Genomic DNA, 16259 nt, shown 5'->3' with positions numbered 1-16259 from the left:
AAAATTCAGCACAGGCTTCGCTGCCAGAACAAGCTAGCTGCTTATTTGAAATAATGAAACCCCTGACGAGCCCTTAACCCACTTAAAGTTCCGGGCTATGGATCACCATCATTTTTTCCACCTGCAACTCCCTGAAGGCATGATGAATGCCGCCCACGCCCAGACCTGACTGCTTTAAACCGGCAAACGGCATACCATCGCTGCGAAAGGCAGTATGCTGGTTCACCATGACCGCCGAAGCATCCAGTCGTTTATAGGCGCGCAGAATCGTTGGCTGATGATCAGAGAACACTGCCGCCTGAAAGGCAAACGGCAAACGGCAAACGGTTAGCCTGTTCAATAGCCTGATCCAGATCATCGGCCGCTTCAAAGATTTCCCGAAATTGCCCCACTTCGGTAAGAATGGCTGGAATTTGTACAATTTTTAATGAATAATCCGCGCACTCTTCTTTACAGTTGTTTTATCCCACCTTTATGAAGTTTCCTGGCCGTCGCAAAATCAAACACTATTTTCCTGTCAACGCCGATAACCGCTTTGACCGTGAGAGTACCACTTTCGGACACGTTAATACCTACATCTGTGGCATCGACCAGAACATGGTTGACATCTATGCTCATGTAGACGACTCAGTTTTTGCTGACTTTGGTCTGACCAAAGCGGCTTCACAATGGGTTGATAATGATACTGCCAACCGTCTGTACAGCTTCCTGCAACAATCTGGCACCATTGATAACCAGTATGCGGGTGGAACCATTGGCAACACTCTGCATAACTACTCAATTCTTGCCGACGACCGTTCCGTTCAGTTTGGGGTCATGAGCCAGAATATCCGGGTTGGCGACTATGCCTACGGGTATTTGTGCAATACCAGCAGTAAAGTCGATATGGCCTATCTGCAACCGGTAGAAGGCGCCATCGGACGATGCTACACACTGATTACGCCAGACGGAGAGCGCACCTTTGCCATCAGCCCCGGCTCAATGAACGACCTGAGTCATACGTTTATTCCGGAACAGGTGATTACCGGAAGTTCGGCTCTGGTTCTGTGTGCCTATACCCTGGGCGACGAGAGTCTGCCGATTTATCATGCCACCCTGAAAGCCGCGAAGATTGCCAGCGACCATGGTATTCCTGTGGCGCTTACCCTGGGTACCAATATGCTGGTTGAAAATATCCGTGAACCACTGAAGCAATTTATCCGTGACCATGTCACCCTGGTCGCCATGAATGAGGAAGAAGCTCAGGCTCTGACCGGGCAAACCGACCCGTTACTGGCCTGCGAAGCCATTCTGGAACTTGCCGATATGACGTTGCTGACTGCCGGCCCTGAAGGGCTTTATCTTTGTGGCTACACCGAAACGGCTCTGGCACGGGAAACCGACAACCCTATCCGTTCTGCCGGGATCAGTGATTTCAACCGCTTCGAATTCAGCCGCCCTCTGCGTCGTGTGGATTGTGATGAACCAATGAAAATCTACTCCCACATCAGCCCTTATATGGGTGGACCGGAAAAAATCAGGAATACCAATGGTGCTGGTGATGGTGCTTTGTCGGCGGTGATTCATGATATTGCAGCCAACCATTTCCATCGTGAAGTCCTGCCGACCTCTGGCAAACACGAACGACCATGGCTGACCTATTCATCATTCTCCCAGGTCTGCAAATATGCGAACCGGGTCAGCTATGAAGTGCTGGCGCAAAGTTCTCCACGCCTGTCACGGGCTTTGCCTGAGCGTGAAGACTCTCTGGAAGAGACTTACTGGGAAAGGTAAGTGCAGTAAAGGCAGAAGCCACTGTGCTTCTGCCTTTAGACGGGGAATAGTTTCAGGCGTTTTAACAAGCCTTGTTTTAACGACGTCGGTATACAGCGCAGTGGATGATCAGCACGACACAGAGCCCGTTAAGCAGTTAAAGAATTTGTATAATACAGACAAAGCTTTTCGTGAGAATATGGATCTGGCATTCCGGAATTTGCAGCCGAAACCGGATGGCACCCCTAACCCCTGGCAAGGGAAAAGCATGGAGGATCTGTACACTTACTTCAACGACTGGTTTTACTTTCTTCCCGGGATAAACGACGGCCTTGAGTATATCAGAGGTTTTCGCTGGTTTTACTACAAAAACCCCTATGGCCTGAGCATTGTCAGGAAGGAGCCGGGTTTGAGCTGGACAAAAAATTTCGTCGTTGAACGCGGCAAATTTCTGGACAGCAAAGCCTCGGCGCACGGTGTAGAGAAATGGTTGAAGGAGCCGTCTGTGCATATGGAAGACTTTGTGGTCCCACAAGGTGGTTTTCAATCCTTTAATGAATTTTTTACCCGCAATCTTAAGCCCGGGGTTCGGCCTGTTGCAGCAATCGATGATGATACTGTCGTTGTTGCGCCGACTGACTGTGTGTTAAATATCATCAATTCCGATTTGACGACTGACGCTAAAATACCACTGAAGGGGCATGCGCAACTTAACGTCATGGAGCTGTTGAATCATTCACAATTTTCCGACCGTTTTGTTGGTGGTACTGCTGTTTCGTGTATCTTGCTGCCAACAACTTACCACCATTATCATGCGCCAGTATCCGGGGAAGTGCAGGAGTCAAAAGAGAAGGTTTCCCAGCAGTATTTTGGCATGGAGGATACTCCAACCCTGTTTAACAAAGGCAGTGCGGGATATTTCGCCGACTTCAGCGTTTTTGAGCATTTCATTCACGGTTACTTCGTCATCAAAACACAGGATTTTGGTTATGTCGCCATGGTGCCAGTTGGCTTAAACACGGTCGGTTCGGTTGTTTTTGAGAAAAAATATAAAGACATCAGTAGCAAAACTTCGGTGCCGGTTAAAAAAGGCGATAAGTTAGGTCATTTCGCTTACGGAGGGTCCCTGATCATTCTGTTATTTGAAAAGGATCGTTTTTCGTCACTCAGAGTTCCCAAAGGTCAACAGATCGGTCTTTTTCAGTAGAGTGCTTGCTGTCTTTTCTATCGTATCGCGTCACAGACAGAGCATTTCATGTACCCGGCACCTGTTATACAATTCCATTAATGCAATCCCTCAAAATCCTCACAGAAGTACGAACATGGATATCAGTAACCTTCGAGAGAATTACACTCAGGCAGGCCTCACCAAAGAAGACCTGAATACCGATCCGGTGGAACAGTTCACCCTTTGGTTTCAGCAGGCGCAGGAAGCACAGTTGCCGGAACCTAATGCCATGAGTATTGCCACTGCCACAGCAGACGGTGTTCCCAGTCTGCGAACCGTTCTGTTGAAATACTTTGATCAATCGGGATTTGTTTTCTTTACCAATTATTCCAGCAACAAATCCCGGGAGATTTCCGAAAACCCTCACGTTGCCCTGATGTTCCCCTGGGTCACGCTCGAACGTCAGGTCATTATTAAGGGAACAGCAGAAAAAATATCCACGGCTGAATCCCTGAAGTATTTCACCAGCCGCCCCCACGGCAGTCAGCTGGGTGCCTGGGTTTCCCATCAGAGTTCGGTCATTACGGGTCGCAAGATGCTGGAACTGAAACTGGATGAAATGAAGCGCAAGTTCAAAGAAGGAAAAGTACCTCTGCCTGACTTCTGGGGCGGTTACCGGGTGGTGCCGCAAACGATTGAGTTCTGGCAGGGACGGCCCAATCGCCTGCATGACCGTTTTCAGTATACCCGTACAAACGACACCCGGTGGAGCATTGAAAGGCTGGCACCATGAGTAGAAAAACAGCCGCCCGGATGGCGGTCAGAGATACCCTGATCGAACTGGTTGATATCAATCGTCAGTTCCGTGAAGCCGTGTTAAATGATCACGACCTGCCCGCCTGGGTCATGCAGGAAGACGACACTGACGCTCTGAATGACCGGACACTGGCTGCCAGTGTCACTACCCGTCTGACCTACAGTTCGGAACAAAACAAACAGGAAACGGCTCGTCTTCCCGGCGTTATTGGTATTTCAGCCAGATCGCTTGTTCAGGGGCAACAACTGAACCAGGCAAAAGACCGGTTCAAGGCTGCGATGGGGGAATACCGTAAGCTTTACGGCGATGATATTGCAGCCATTGAAGAGACATCTGATCAGTTAAGGGACGGAATGCTGGGAGGACTGCAAATTCAGCATATTCATTTTGTGCAGAGTTACCGGCAACTGAAACTGTTTCAGCAGCCCCCCAGACGCATCAGTTTCAGCTGGGCTGCTAATCACAGTGGCACCGTTCGTTTAACATCGGTAGAAGCCATCGAACACCTGCGTAAGAAATATATGGCATCCGCTGCCATTGAGCGCGACATCACATTACTGGAGCAGTTGCCCGGTTCGGAAATTGTGGTGATTAAACGACTGCTGGCACCTCACCTGCGGGCAAACCTGAAGTGGCCAGACACGATTGAAGCTGAGCGACAGATGAACCCTGAGTCAAAAAAACAGTTTCCGGGGCAGATCAATACGCCCATCCCGGTCTTTGTACAGCTGGAGAAAGGACAACCTCTGCCGGACTTCAAACCCATCAAACCGTTTGACCCGATGACACGACAGGAGCGTTTACAGCGCAGCGATGCGCGACTGGTGCGGATCAGTGATAATCCTGTGTCGCGTATTTATCGCTACGCCTGAGACCGAAGGGATTTAACGCCCTTCAGGCATCAACCAGCTCATCTCTCAGGTACGCTTCCAGATCGGTACAGCCGCCAATATACTTCTGACCATGAAAAATCTGCGGAACGGTTTCAACCGGCTTGCCAACGGTTTTTTCCAGATCAGCCTTGCTGATCCCCTCGGCATGAATGTCAATATAACGGAAGGGCAGCTGTTTATCTTCGAGCAACTGTTTAGCACGAACACAGAAACCACAGCCAGGGCGACCAAATACGGTAAAGCGATTCATTGAGTAACTCCTGATACATGAATCTTATTCTCTGAACGAACTATATGATGATTGACACCAGTGTCACAATAGGAATTTTCTATCCGCTTCATTGAAGCTTTTTTATTGACTTGATACGCTGACGAAAACGACAGAGGACACACCGATGTCAAGGACAGGTTTGATCGGCTTGCTGTTTTCCACTCTTCCTTTATATGCCACGCCGTTATTTGCCACAGACTCGGATTTACTGGACCTTGCCCATAAAGCGGGTTTCAATCGCTGTGATACAGCCATTGAAACCGAGTTTAGTGATATGACTAGAATCGGCAATGGCGTAGCTTCTACGGGCTATTTTAATGACCGCAGTTTTAATGTCATGGCCACCTGGGGTAATGACCGGGATAGCGTCTGGAAAAACACCACCTTTATAAAATTTGGCCGCAGCTGTCTGGCGTACAGCGTCGTCAACACCACTTTTAAAAACAGCTGTTCAGCCTTTAAAGAACAAAACCCGGAATGGAAAGTTATCCGGGAACAGGGAGACTTTACCTGGACCCGCAATGCTGGCGGCGTAAACGCCATTCTTAAATCCCTGCCCAATGATGTCTGTGCCATTACCTACCGCATCCATCAGGCATACGACAGTAGTAGCTCTTCAGTCGCCAGTAAACGTCCGGTTTCGGATAAAAAGAACGGCGGCTGACATCGGCGTTTCAAGTCAGTGCTATAAATCAGTGCTTCAAGGCGGTTTCCAGCATTCCAACACAACTTCGGAGACGGGCCAGAACCTGTTTTTTACCGGCAAGCCCCTCATGCTGCGCCAGACTACTCCAGCTCTGCTGTTGCAACACTTTCATCGTCAATACCTGCAAAGCCTGTTCATAGCTATTAGAGCAGCTATTAGAGCAGCTATCAGGGTAAACCAGCCCATTCAACAATAATTTCCGAATAGCAGGCAGACAGCTTTCAAACAGGCGCTGCCCGTGACTGAATGAAGCAATATCCTGCCAGTCTCGTTCAGACAGGTCAGCTGAAATGAAGTTACCAGCACCATTGAACAACTGCCTGACCAGTTCAGTGTCCATCACTTTAAGGCTTTCGGGAAGCTGCAGCAGGAGGTTGTCGTAAAAGCGGGAACGGGCTTCCCCCAGCAGTTCTCTGCCTGCCTCCGAAAGAGCCTGCAACATCATCAGCGAATAACAACCACTGGCCGCTTCTCTCTGCAAACCGGTTCGTACCGGCAGGTAACCACTGTTCTGCCAGAAACTCAGCAGACCGGAGGTGGCACCAAAACTGGTTCCAAGATAATCAAACCCCTTGTCACTGGCAGATTGTGCCAGACGGTTCAGCATATCGGCTCCCAGTCCATTTCTCTGGACTGCCGGATGAACAGCAATCCTCAGGATTCGTAACCCTTTTTGTCTGATCGCTTCCGGAATCCCGGCATGATTGCTCAATGACTGGGGAATCAGATGCCCACGCACCCGCCGTTGTCCGAGCCAGACCGGTTCCTGCATCGATGCGTTAATCGCTCCCTCTCTTGCTGCCAGAACCGTTCCTGTCAGACAGCCCTGATACAGAAGACCATAAACTTCTATATTCGGACCATCTAAAAAATGTCGTAAGTCAAAAGGCCGGGTACGATAGTGGGCAAGCACCAGCAGCCCAAACGCCTGAGCGACCATCGGCTCATCGTGCATTAACTGGTCACGGTCAAAGCGAACCCACTCACACTGTTCAGCCGTTGCGCCTTCAACCTGATGATCTTCGGCTGGTCTGGCATTCAGCAACAGGCTGGAAAAAACCAGTTGTTCCAGCGGGTCATGGTCTGCCCAGCGAATCGCCTGCTTTATATGCAAAGCTCGCCATTTTGGCGCTATAGCATCCAGTTTTTTACGAAAGCGTATGGCAAAACCACGTCCGGTACCTTCATAACCGTGGATCGTCGAAGAAAAAACAATACGCGACTGTTGTCGTAGCAGGGACTCAAGCAAAGGAACTGGCAACGCAGCCGCTTCATCCACCAGCATCAGGTCGCAGTCAACGGGGTGTCCGACAATTTCGTCAGGTGCCATAAACTGAACCGACTTGTCCTGCCACTGCACTCTTCCTCTGGAAAACGTACCCCTGGAAAACGTACCTGGGGAAAGACTGTCGTTTCCAAGGCATTCATCAGCGTGTTGAAACACCTGTTCGGTAGATGCCAGCGAAGGTCCTGTGACCACAATCCGGTTTAACCCATGGCTCAGTAACTGCGCCGCCGCAATACCCAGCGCCGCGCTTTTTCCACGCCCGCGATCTGCCGTCAGCACCAATGGACGACGGCGATGACCTGTTGCCACCTTTTTAATGGCTTCAACTGCCAGCGCCTGTTCTTGTGTCTGACAATAACCACAGCTATCCCGGGTTTCTGTCTCAATATCAGGGTTGGGTAATGCCTGCCAGACCGGTGTTTTATTCTGCTGAATAAGGCTACAGTGTTCGGATTTAGCCAACAGTCCGGCCAAGCGCTGGATATATCTTCCTGTTACCCGGTTCTCATTTTCCGGATAGACAGTTATACGACGATGCTCTGGGTCTTCCAGCAGGCTCCACTGATCCAGAACAGGAACCAGCAGAAACATCACACCACCACCTTTAACGACACCACTGATAGCACCAAAAGCATCAACATCAAACCCGGACCAGGCGTTAAACACCACAAACTGCCGTTCCCGACCTAACCAGCTGGTCGCTTTGCCAGCCTGAATAGCAGGAACAGTATCTGGCGCACCTTTGCCCAACCAGAGGCCCAGCCGGAGCCCCTGCTCTTCATGCAGGCATGGCAGTAATGCGTTAACGGTGCGCAGGCACCAGTCCTGTTCACCGCTGATCACCATAAGCTCACGATGGTTTTGCTGCGCCAGTCGGTTTAACCGCTGTTTCAATAAATCCTTCACCGCTTAACCTGCTTCCCTTGGACGACGGGGGTCGCTGCTCCATTCCATCCAGCCACCATCGTATATTCTGGCGTTTTCATACCCCAGCAAACGGGCTGCAAACCAGGACAAACTGGCTCGCCAGCCTGTGCCACAGTAGAACGCCATAACAGTCTCTTCTGTTGGAGATAGTTGCTGCCAGTAAGCGGCAATGTCCCGAATCTCTCTTAAGGTGCCATCCGGATTAATATAATCCTGCATACTGTAGGGATCGGTTCCCGAATGCCCCCATACAGCACCGGGGATACGCCCTTTAGCGTTGATATAGCTGTATCCGCTGTTTTCCCCCGTAAACTCACGCCATGAACGAACGCTAATCAGATGTTCAGAGTCATTATTCAGAATTGCTTTCACTCTTTCTGTATCCACCCACACATCTTTGAATTCCGCAGCTCCAAATGTTTCGACTGGCTCAGGTGTCACCCAGCCAGACTGGACAGCATTGTCCTGTTCAATCCAGGCTTTTAAACCTCCGTTAAGGAGTCGTACATCGTTTACGCCCATGGCATCCAACACACTGACCATTCTTGCAGCGGCGGTCATATCCTGGCCATAAACGACGACTTGCTTATTCTGCGAGATGCCAAGATGCTTTAACGTCTGTTGAAGTTCATTTTCAGGAACCACATTCCACAGAGGCCTGGATTCAATCCATGACGTATCAACATGAACAGCCTGCGGAATATGGGTCAGGCGGTATCGAATGCCTGAACCGTAAGAAACATCCAGAATCACTGGTGGCTGAGGCTTCTGCATCTGTTTTTCAAGCCAGACAGGCGGCACCAGACGGGTATAGGATGGCATGGTTTCAACATCACCACCGGATTTGAGCCACCCTGAAAAACCAAAAGGGAAAATGCGAATGTCTGAGTTTTCAAACCCCTGTTCAGCCACCAGCCAGTCTGCCAGAATTTGCGCCTCATACTGATCAGAGCCATAGATAACAATCCCCGGCGCTTTGCGCATCCTTTTACTCTGGAACAGCCTTTCAGTCACTTTATTCAGCTCATGGCTTTCATTCAGCAACCAGTTAAGATCAAAATTACGGGCTCCGGGAATGTGGCCTCCTACCCCGGTATTATCAGACGGCCAGCCATTGAACCAGTCACTGGAGCGCACATCGACCAGCGTCCAGTTATGCTCATTGACCAGCGCCATCATTTTGTGCTGATCGACGAGATCAAAGACAGGCATCTGAACATTTTCCTGCTGATCGCAGCCTGAAAGGGCAATGAACAGACACAAACAGCCGATATGTTTCATAAATCGAAACATGGAATTTCTCATAGTTAGAACGTTTGTTTTTAAACAGGCGGGAGTATAAAAAATTTCGGGGCGAGACTCCAAGACAGTTTTTTCTTATTCAAAAGAGCGAGAAAAGTACATTTCTCGCTCATGACACTTTATTTTACCGAGACTTTATTTTACCGGGGGTTCACTCTTTTCCGCTGTCTGGACCCGTTGAGCTTTTACAATAGTAACGGGCTCCACTGGAACATCAGCATGTCCGGCTTTACGACCGGTTCTTACTTTGGCAATGGCATCAACTGCGTCCATCCCTTCAACCACTTCACCAAAAACGGTATAGCCAGGCTGACCTGTACGGTAGTTCAAACTATTATTGTCTTCCAGATTGATAAAAAACTGAGAAGTCGCACTGTGTGGTGCTGATGTTCTGGCCATGGCAATGGTACCGCGTCTATTAGCAAGGCCATTGGATGATTCATTGTATATGGGAGATTTGGTTGGCTTCTGGCTCATAGCTTTATCCATGCCTCCGCCCTGAATCATAAAACCATTGATGACTCGATGGAAAATCAAATTGTCGTAAAAGCCATCATCAACATAGCCCAGAAAGTTTTTAACCGTTACGGGCGCACGCTTCTCATCCAGCTGGATGACAATATTCCCTTTACTGGTTTCCATCTGAACCCGTACAGCCTCATCTTTATTTTTGTCCACCGACGGTTCAACCGGGCTGGCCGCCACCCCATTGACCATAAAAGCCACGGTCAGAGCCATTGAATACGGCAGTATACGGTTCAGCAGTCTTTTGTTTAGCAATCTTTGGCTCAGCAATCTTTGGCTCAGCAATCTTTGGCTCAGCAATGTTCTCATAGTGCATCCTTGGTTACAGGGTTCAGAGATTGTGCTTATCCTACGTGATTACTGCGCCAAGGCAAATGCAGCCATAAGGCTTGCAATTAACAGCCGGAAAGGTAATATACAGCCCGCTGACGGCAGTTTTGCATGCTGTATAGCAAAGGTTCGGAGCGTAGCGCAGCCTGGTAGCGCACCACAATGGGGTTGTGGGGGTCGGAGGTTCAAATCCTCTCGCTCCGACCAGAATCTTTTTATAAAAGAGCAGTGTATGTAGTACGAAAAAATGACTTTAGAGTCACTTTCTTGTGCAAACTACGCTGCTTTTTCTGTTCTAAGCCATAGAACGGGTCAACCTTTCGTACGAAAATATCCTCTTTTTCTTCAGAATCTGTCACTTTTTACAGTTAACTGACCTCCGGCATAGCCGGAGGCTTATTAAGTTACGCTCTCTAAAACCTGCATGAATACTGAGCTTAGGGGAATTACCTGACAGGGTGGATTATAAGCCCACCCTGTCCAATGCTTTAGAGCAATACCAGACTCATGATATAAACGACGGCAATCCCCGTCAGCCCCTGAACTAAAGTAGCTATAGTCTGTGCCTGATAGGCAGTTCCAACACTCATCTTGCTGAACTGAGACACAACCCAGAAGAAGCTGTCATTGGCATGAGACACTGTCATAGCCCCCGCACCAATGGCTAACACAGTAAGTACTCTTCCCATCTCGCTGGCCAGACCAATATCTCCGAGCATAGGAGCCACCAACACCGATGTTGTTACCAAAGCGACAGTTGAAGATCCCTGAGCGGTTTTCAGAGCAGCAGCCACAATAAACGGCATGAATATTCCGATGCCGAGGCCGGATAGGGCTTCACCAAGGAATGTACCAATATCAGTTGAGGACAATACGCGGCCAAACGCACCACCAGCACCCGTTATTAACAAAATGGGGGCACAGGCAAGAATTCCACTGCTGATCAAGTCAGTGAATTGGCTAACCCTTTTCTCTCCGCGAATTAAGCTCACAGCCAAACCAAGGCCTATCATTAGGGCATTGAGCGGTGAGCCGAGGAACTGCAAAACAACCTGTAAAGCAGTCCCGTCACCAAAAGGGTGGCTCGGATAATTAGTCACTGAAGCCAGGCAGATCAAAAGAATTGGAACCAGAATTGGCGCAAAAGCTCTGGTTGGAGATGGTAGTTCACCATATTGAGCTTTAAGTTCCGCATAACTGACTACTTCTTCCGAATCCTCTTCGCATGTCAGCGTTGTTGTTGCCCTGCTAGCCCATAATAAACCAGCCATGGCAGTAAATGCAGCAACGATACTACCCAATCCAATAACCAAACCCAGATTATTCATCAGCCCCAGGTTTCCTGCTGCGGCAATTGGCCCTGGTGTAGGAGGTACAAAAATGTGTGTCGCATAAAGCCCTGTAGCAAGTGCAACGCTCATGCCAACGGCAGACACATTTAGACGCTGGCCAAGAGAGCGCTTGAGAGAGTTCAAAATAACGTAACCTGAATCACAAAAAACAGGCACGGAAACAATGTAACCAATAATTGACATGGTCAGCTTGGGGTACTTTTTACCAAGCATGCTGATAAAAGTATCAGCCATGGTTATGGTTGCACCTGTTTTCTCAAGAATTGTGCCGATCAATGTACCCAAAATAATGACAATACCAATGGATCCCAATATGCCACCAAAACCACTACTAATGGTTGGTGCAATTTCACCTGGCGGCATGCCTGCAGCCAGGGCTGTTATGAAAGCAGCTAACAATAACGTTATAAAGGGATGGAGTTTGAGGCGCGAGGTTGCAATCACCACGAAAGCAACAACGGCCATTAGGATAAGTACAAGATACATTATGTACTCCTTTGTTTTATCGTGTCTGGCAAAGCAAGCTTGCGCTATTGGGTCAGGCTCTGTTCAGTTCTGAAGTTAATACTCTGTGAACCGGCTTTCTGCAAGTAAGATCAAAAAACGAGATATAGTCAAATCTAGTGTTTGAGAGTTTGAGAGCATGATCAGGCGGCCTCCTGATCAGAGTCATTTCCTACTCGAACACCATCTTCGCCGTCAGTCCAGACATACACGTAGTGCTTGTTTTCCAGCCTTCGCTGGTTCCACTGTTTGTACTCTTCAATCCAACGGGTCTTTAAACGACTTATGATGCCTGGTGACAGATTCTCAGCCTGACTACCCAGAAGACTCTGTAGGGCTTCCTGAAAATCCCCTGTGGAGATCCCTTTCAAGTAGAGCCAGGGTAACAACTCATCAAGGCTGCTGGTTCGCTTTAAGGCATAGTCCCAAAATAACTTCCGTAATTCCGTCATTCCCACGAAGGTGGGAATCCACCACGAACAGTGGATCCCCGCCTTCGCAGGGATGACGAAGGTTTTTCATGCATGGTTTTTAGCGCTTAGCTGCACTAGTTATCAATTCCAATGACAGCATCAGGTGTTATTTGTGAAATCCCGAACTACTTATATGCCAACTATCAGAAAGTAGCGGGTTAATGTTTGATACTATATTTTCCAGCTTATCCCAGTTATTTTGCTTCCAGGACATAAAGTGTAAATATGCGAATTCTCTTGCCCCATCTTTTGAGTTAGTCAGGTGACCTTTGTTATAGTGCCACACTTCAGGGTAGACTTTAGTACCATCGTGCCAAGGCAGTTTTGCATTAGGTGTGCTATATGCTTCTTCAAATGAAACGGTTTTTGCTAGTTTATAGAATTTGTTTGTAAATTTACGTATGAAAGGTGGTAGATTTTTATGATGTACAAATAGATCGCTAAAAGCTTTTTCATCCACGGAAAAATGCTGCTTATCCTCCATTTGTGTTTTCCAATTTTTTATTTGTAGATAAATACTCCTGACTTCTTCAGTATTTTTAAATAAGCACAAATGACCACATAGTCTTCTGTAGTGTGATGATAATATATTAAATTTTTTAAATTTTTCTTCTGTGAAGAATATATTTAAATCACCATAAATGACATCAATATCTCCATATCCATAAAAATCATATTCCTCTATATCTTTTTTATGAATGTGCCCAAATGCAGGTCTTAGATCACAAATTTTATATGCTCTTTCAGGATTAAAGTTAATATTTAATGATTCAGATACTTTCTTTTTATATTCATTAAAGGTTATTTCAATAAAAGTAACATTCTCCGGATACCACTTAGGCACTCCACAGTCAGTGTAAAAAATCCAGTTGAAGTTTTTGTTTGGCTCGCAGGATTTTAGAAACAAATTGAACCAGAATGGCCATTTTCCAAAATAAGGTATGATAATTCCAACACTTGTCATAATATAATGAACTCTACTATTTAGCCACAGTCTGAATTGCTTGCTTGAAGCTTAGTAATGTTGCATCTGCTGAGTATTTTTTGCAAGTAAAATTGGGGTCAAAGTAAAATTGGGGTCAGGTCAGGGCGATCCTGTTATTCGCCATAATCTTGAAACCATGTATCACGTGAAAGACGGAAAAGTACCTTGTGATACCCATATGAGAGAGATTCTTGATCCAATAGCGCCAGAGGAGTTCCGCAAGCCATTCAAAAAACTTTTCTCTTTGGTTCAGCGAAATAAACTTCTCAAGGCGTTTGAGTTCAAGTGTGGAGATTTAAAAGACTGTTACCTGATGCCTGTTGATGGAACTGGCCTATTTTATTCCGGAGAATGCCGTTGCAATAAATGTTGCGTAAAGAACAAGGGGAAACGCAACGAATATTTTGGGATTAGAAAATACTGCATAACAGCCTTTCCCATAACAACCCCGTCAGCCACACCAACAAAAAGGGAACCCTGCCTTTAAACATGGGTCTGAGAATCAAACAAAACCTAAAGAAAGGATCAGATCATGCAGGGTTGCTCAGGACACTCTTCAAATACCCCACAGGGACTCACAGCGGCTACAAGCCCCGAATGGCAGGAGGCATCCGGCTCCGGCACCACCACGCACACACCCGAAATCAATCTGAAGCGCAGTGCCTCTGACGCACTGGCTTCCGGCACACTGGAAACTCCGCCTGCTAAAAGACTGACCAGCCGCACCGGCACAGTCAGGTTCGCCGACAGTTGTAAAGCGCATGACGGTGGTGAATCCATAACCAGACAGGAATTTGCTACAGCAGAACATCGCATTGCCGAGCTGGGATTAGACGACACCATTCCACATCACGGAGTCGCTAAAGCCTGCCAGGATTGCCTGAATAGTTTTTCTGATCCGGAAGATCTTATGCTGCTTACCCTCTGGGCAAAGGACAAGCAGGTTGACACGTCACTGATTCATAACATTGAAAAAAAGCTGGCAACGGTATTGTGTAGCGATTTTCTTTTAAGAGACCCGACACCCTGCGACTACCCCCAGATTCAGCGACTGCACGAAAGCCTTAACACCTGCGGGGTTGAACAACTTGATGATGACAACAAAAGATGTCTGGAAAACTTGCGCAATACAGTTATGAATGACACAAAAAGAAAACTGAACGACTTGACAAAAAAATACACCTACAACCCCCTCTTTGCGGTAGCCAAGTTTTACGTGACCCATTACAGCCCGTCCACTTATAACCAGATCGACCAAACTGGAAAAACAGAAAGAGAAGTCCATCATGAACTCGTACAGGAATTAACAGAGAGTCTCGAAAACTACCTTACAAAGCTCGGACGCATGATCCCGGCCAACGTAATGGTTTCCCAATTTCTGGAAGATAACGCTCCCGCCGACAGCGCACTGGAGCAAAGCATCAACCAGGCAAAAGACAACAGTGAAACACAGAAAAAACAAGCAACCGAACACAGAAAGAACAAAACACGCAAAGATTACGCCCGGTTCTTAAACGAGCAAAATGTTAAGAACCTTTCTGACCAGAAGGCTGGTCTTTCCAGCCCGAAAGGGGCGCGTACTGATCACTATTAAACAACACAACATCACCACTCATAAGCAGGACAGTCCTGTAATAGTTGCTCCCCCAGTACTGGGGAAAGCCAATCTTGCCCAGAGCATGGATCAGGGCATGAACACTGTCGATTAATACCCTTTGCTCCTGGATAAACCCTTGCCGAAGCTCTGCATCCATTCCGGTCAGAAAGGTAAGCACAGCCTGTCGGGTAAACTGGAGCAGCTGGCATCGCATATGAAGCACCAGCAACAGCTGGTGCAGATAACTGGTACCGTCAAAGTCAATAATGACCGATTCTCCATTGAACACAATCGGCACACCCCGGGCTGACGGTTCCGAATACCCCTGACCGGAATCACTCCTCTGGTTCTGGGTTGTCCCCATATGCATAACCAGCATCTGACTGATTGTCAGTTCAGAATGACTGCTAAAGGTTTCAAAGCCATCAGCCTGACCTGCCAGCACCCGGCCAAAAAAGTCATAATTATCAAGCGACAGATTTTGCGAAAGCACCCTGTCAGGCACACCTGCCCCCTGCACCAGCTCAAGAAAAGGATCAACAGAGCCAATGTTTTGCATACTCCTCACAACCGACCGGAAATTGTCGACCCACCGACCAATGGTAGCCTGCTGCTGCGAAGACGGCGAAGAGGCAAACCGGGGAAGTGAGGCCAAAGCAAACCTGAGACGACGACTCCAGCGGATAAGACCGTACAGTTCACTATCCAGCGACTCCCAGACCCTGCCAAACTGTTGTTCGATTCGGGTACACAGCACCGTCAGATAGTTATCAATATTGCTAAATCCATGATCCTGAGTCCCGGCAAGAATCGGATACCACACGCCTTCAAACTCAAGCAGCTGCATTGTCGGCACAGGATAGCCTGAACCTTGCAGGGAATGGATAGGAAACACGCCAAACCGATTCACCAGAAAACTGCGACGACTGACCTCACCAGCACGATTCAGCCGAATCACCAGAACCGGCCGCCACCGGCTAAGCGAGAAAAAAACCACTTCAGGAATACCAAACGCGTCGGGGCCACTCAAAGAACCACCCGCAAGCAATCGGCTACGGATGGCATCAGCATGGCTACCGACCACGTCAGTATTCAGCCATTGATGCATATATAACGATCCATTCAGGTTCCCGGCGGAGCGCAACAAACTTTCGTATAACTGGCTGGCATCCCCCAGCCCGACATCCAGCCGGCTTAACGACCGAAACAGTGACAAGCCATCCTCTCTTACCGTGGCAATAAGGTCAGCGCAGGCACAGGGAATAATCAGCCCGACACCAATAACCCATAAAAACAAAGCCACACAACCGCTGCGCCTGAACCCTGCAAAGCTATCCAATGTCACCTCTGCCGCCTGTAAAAAGAGAAG

General features: G+C 48.1%; 14 protein-coding genes, 1 tRNA gene and 1 pseudogene. 7 read left to right on the top strand and 9 right to left on the bottom strand.

All coding sequences use genetic code 11. The features are described 5' to 3' along the window. Positions 1-82: 82 nt before the first annotated feature. The gene (locus tag NX722_RS06795) at positions 83-340 is read right to left on the bottom strand and encodes an aldehyde dehydrogenase family protein (protein ID WP_262567325.1); all 258 of its coding nucleotides are present in this window, start codon (positions 338-340) and stop codon (positions 83-85) included. A 134-nt stretch (positions 341-474) separates the two neighbouring features. On the opposite strand from NX722_RS06795, the gene NX722_RS06790 reads away from it, so the two are divergent. The 4 genes from NX722_RS06790 (at position 475) to NX722_RS06775 (ending at position 4609) form a co-directional block, all read left to right on the top strand. Beyond that, positions 475-1773, top strand: coding sequence for an inosine/guanosine kinase (locus tag NX722_RS06790; RefSeq protein ID WP_262567324.1), 1299 nt, complete (start codon positions 475-477; stop codon positions 1771-1773). Positions 1774-2161: 388 nt separating this feature from the next. After that, positions 2162-2959: a phosphatidylserine decarboxylase gene (locus tag NX722_RS06785; RefSeq protein WP_262567323.1), complete on the top strand. Its 798-nt coding sequence runs from the start codon at positions 2162-2164 to the stop codon at positions 2957-2959. A gap of 115 nt (positions 2960-3074) precedes the next feature. Beyond that, the gene (pdxH, locus tag NX722_RS06780; RefSeq protein ID WP_262567322.1) at positions 3075-3713 is read left to right on the top strand and encodes a pyridoxamine 5'-phosphate oxidase; all 639 of its coding nucleotides are present in this window, start codon (positions 3075-3077) and stop codon (positions 3711-3713) included. Beyond that, entirely contained in the window at positions 3710-4609 is a 900-nt protein-coding gene (locus NX722_RS06775; protein ID WP_262567321.1) for a DNA replication terminus site-binding protein, read from the top strand. The genes pdxH and NX722_RS06775 overlap by 4 nt, the downstream gene beginning before the upstream one ends. A gap of 22 nt (positions 4610-4631) precedes the next feature. Here the strand turns inward: NX722_RS06775 and NX722_RS06770 are convergent, their stop codons facing one another. Next, positions 4632-4880 carry a GrxA family glutaredoxin gene (locus tag NX722_RS06770; protein WP_262567320.1) on the bottom strand — a complete coding sequence of 83 codons (249 nt, stop codon included), beginning with the start codon at positions 4878-4880 and terminating at the stop codon, positions 4632-4634. Between the two features lie 145 nt (positions 4881-5025). Here NX722_RS06770 and NX722_RS06765 point away from each other — a divergent pair, with 145 nt between their 5' ends. Further along, entirely contained in the window at positions 5026-5565 is a 540-nt protein-coding gene (locus NX722_RS06765; RefSeq protein ID WP_262567319.1) for a hypothetical protein, read from the top strand. A 28-nt stretch (positions 5566-5593) separates the two neighbouring features. Here the strand turns inward: NX722_RS06765 and NX722_RS06760 are convergent, their stop codons facing one another. The 3 genes from NX722_RS06760 to NX722_RS06750 form a co-directional block, all read right to left on the bottom strand. Further along, complete coding sequence (locus NX722_RS06760) at positions 5594-7801, bottom strand: tRNA(Met) cytidine acetyltransferase TmcA (RefSeq protein ID WP_262567318.1); 2208 nt, start codon at positions 7799-7801, stop codon at positions 5594-5596. Between the two features lie 3 nt (positions 7802-7804). After that, a complete protein-coding gene (locus NX722_RS06755; RefSeq protein WP_262567317.1) occupies positions 7805-9103 on the bottom strand; it encodes a rhodanese-like domain-containing protein in 1299 nt (432 codons plus the stop codon). 156 nt (positions 9104-9259) lie between these two features. Next, on the bottom strand, positions 9260-9862 hold the full coding sequence (locus NX722_RS06750) for a peptidylprolyl isomerase (RefSeq protein ID WP_262567316.1): 603 nt from the start codon (positions 9860-9862) through the stop codon (positions 9260-9262). 247 nt (positions 9863-10109) lie between these two features. Between NX722_RS06750 and NX722_RS06745 the strand changes: the two genes are divergently transcribed. Next, positions 10110-10186, top strand: a tRNA-Pro gene (locus tag NX722_RS06745). Positions 10187-10467: 281 nt separating this feature from the next. Here NX722_RS06745 and NX722_RS06740 read toward each other — a convergent pair. The 3 genes and pseudogenes from NX722_RS06740 to NX722_RS06730 form a co-directional block, all read right to left on the bottom strand. Further along, positions 10468-11817, bottom strand: a complete 1350-nt coding sequence (locus tag NX722_RS06740; protein WP_262567314.1) for a GntP family permease — start codon at positions 11815-11817, stop codon at positions 10468-10470. Positions 11818-12026: 209 nt separating this feature from the next. Continuing rightward, positions 12027-12251 (bottom strand): annotated as a pseudogene (locus NX722_RS06735) (transposase); the annotation flags it as partial. Positions 12252-12414: 163 nt separating this feature from the next. Next, positions 12415-13272, bottom strand: coding sequence for a DUF6625 family protein (locus NX722_RS06730; protein WP_262567313.1), 858 nt, complete (start codon positions 13270-13272; stop codon positions 12415-12417). Between the two features lie 553 nt (positions 13273-13825). Between NX722_RS06730 and NX722_RS06725 the strand changes: the two genes are divergently transcribed. After that, positions 13826-14887 carry a hypothetical protein gene (locus NX722_RS06725; protein WP_262567312.1) on the top strand — a complete coding sequence of 354 codons (1062 nt, stop codon included), beginning with the start codon at positions 13826-13828 and terminating at the stop codon, positions 14885-14887. Here the strand turns inward: NX722_RS06725 and NX722_RS06720 are convergent. After that, on the bottom strand, positions 14820-16193 hold the full coding sequence (locus NX722_RS06720) for a hypothetical protein (protein ID WP_262567311.1): 1374 nt from the start codon (positions 16191-16193) through the stop codon (positions 14820-14822). The two genes, NX722_RS06725 and NX722_RS06720, sit on opposite strands and share 68 nt — an antisense overlap. Positions 16194-16259: the final 66 nt, after the last annotated feature.

It is taken from the genome of Endozoicomonas gorgoniicola (assembly GCF_025562715.2).
Taxonomy (GTDB): domain Bacteria; phylum Pseudomonadota; class Gammaproteobacteria; order Pseudomonadales; family Endozoicomonadaceae; genus Endozoicomonas_A; species Endozoicomonas_A gorgoniicola.
Note: the sequence above shows the minus strand (reverse complement) of the source record. Positions and strands in the feature narration are given on the sequence as shown.

Bases quoted from the DNA above. Each gene is read 5' to 3' on its own strand.
- NX722_RS06790 (WP_262567324.1), top strand. From the start codon at position 475: ATGAAGTTTCCTGGCCGTCGCAAAATCAAACACTATTTTCCTGTCAAC.
- pdxH (WP_262567322.1), top strand. From the start codon at position 3,075: ATGGATATCAGTAACCTTCGAGAGAATTACACTCAGGCAGGCCTCACC.
- NX722_RS06775 (WP_262567321.1), top strand. From the start codon at position 3,710: ATGAGTAGAAAAACAGCCGCCCGGATGGCGGTCAGAGATACCCTGATC.
- NX722_RS06770 (WP_262567320.1), bottom strand. From the start codon at position 4,880: ATGAATCGCTTTACCGTATTTGGTCGCCCTGGCTGTGGTTTCTGTGTT.
- NX722_RS06765 (WP_262567319.1), top strand. From the start codon at position 5,026: ATGTCAAGGACAGGTTTGATCGGCTTGCTGTTTTCCACTCTTCCTTTA.
- NX722_RS06755 (WP_262567317.1), bottom strand. From the start codon at position 9,103: ATGAAACATATCGGCTGTTTGTGTCTGTTCATTGCCCTTTCAGGCTGC.
- NX722_RS06750 (WP_262567316.1), bottom strand. From the start codon at position 9,862: ATGGCTCTGACCGTGGCTTTTATGGTCAATGGGGTGGCGGCCAGCCCG.
- NX722_RS06740 (WP_262567314.1), bottom strand. From the start codon at position 11,817: ATGTATCTTGTACTTATCCTAATGGCCGTTGTTGCTTTCGTGGTGATT.
- NX722_RS06730 (WP_262567313.1), bottom strand. From the start codon at position 13,272: ATGACAAGTGTTGGAATTATCATACCTTATTTTGGAAAATGGCCATTC.
- NX722_RS06725 (WP_262567312.1), top strand. From the start codon at position 13,826: ATGCAGGGTTGCTCAGGACACTCTTCAAATACCCCACAGGGACTCACA.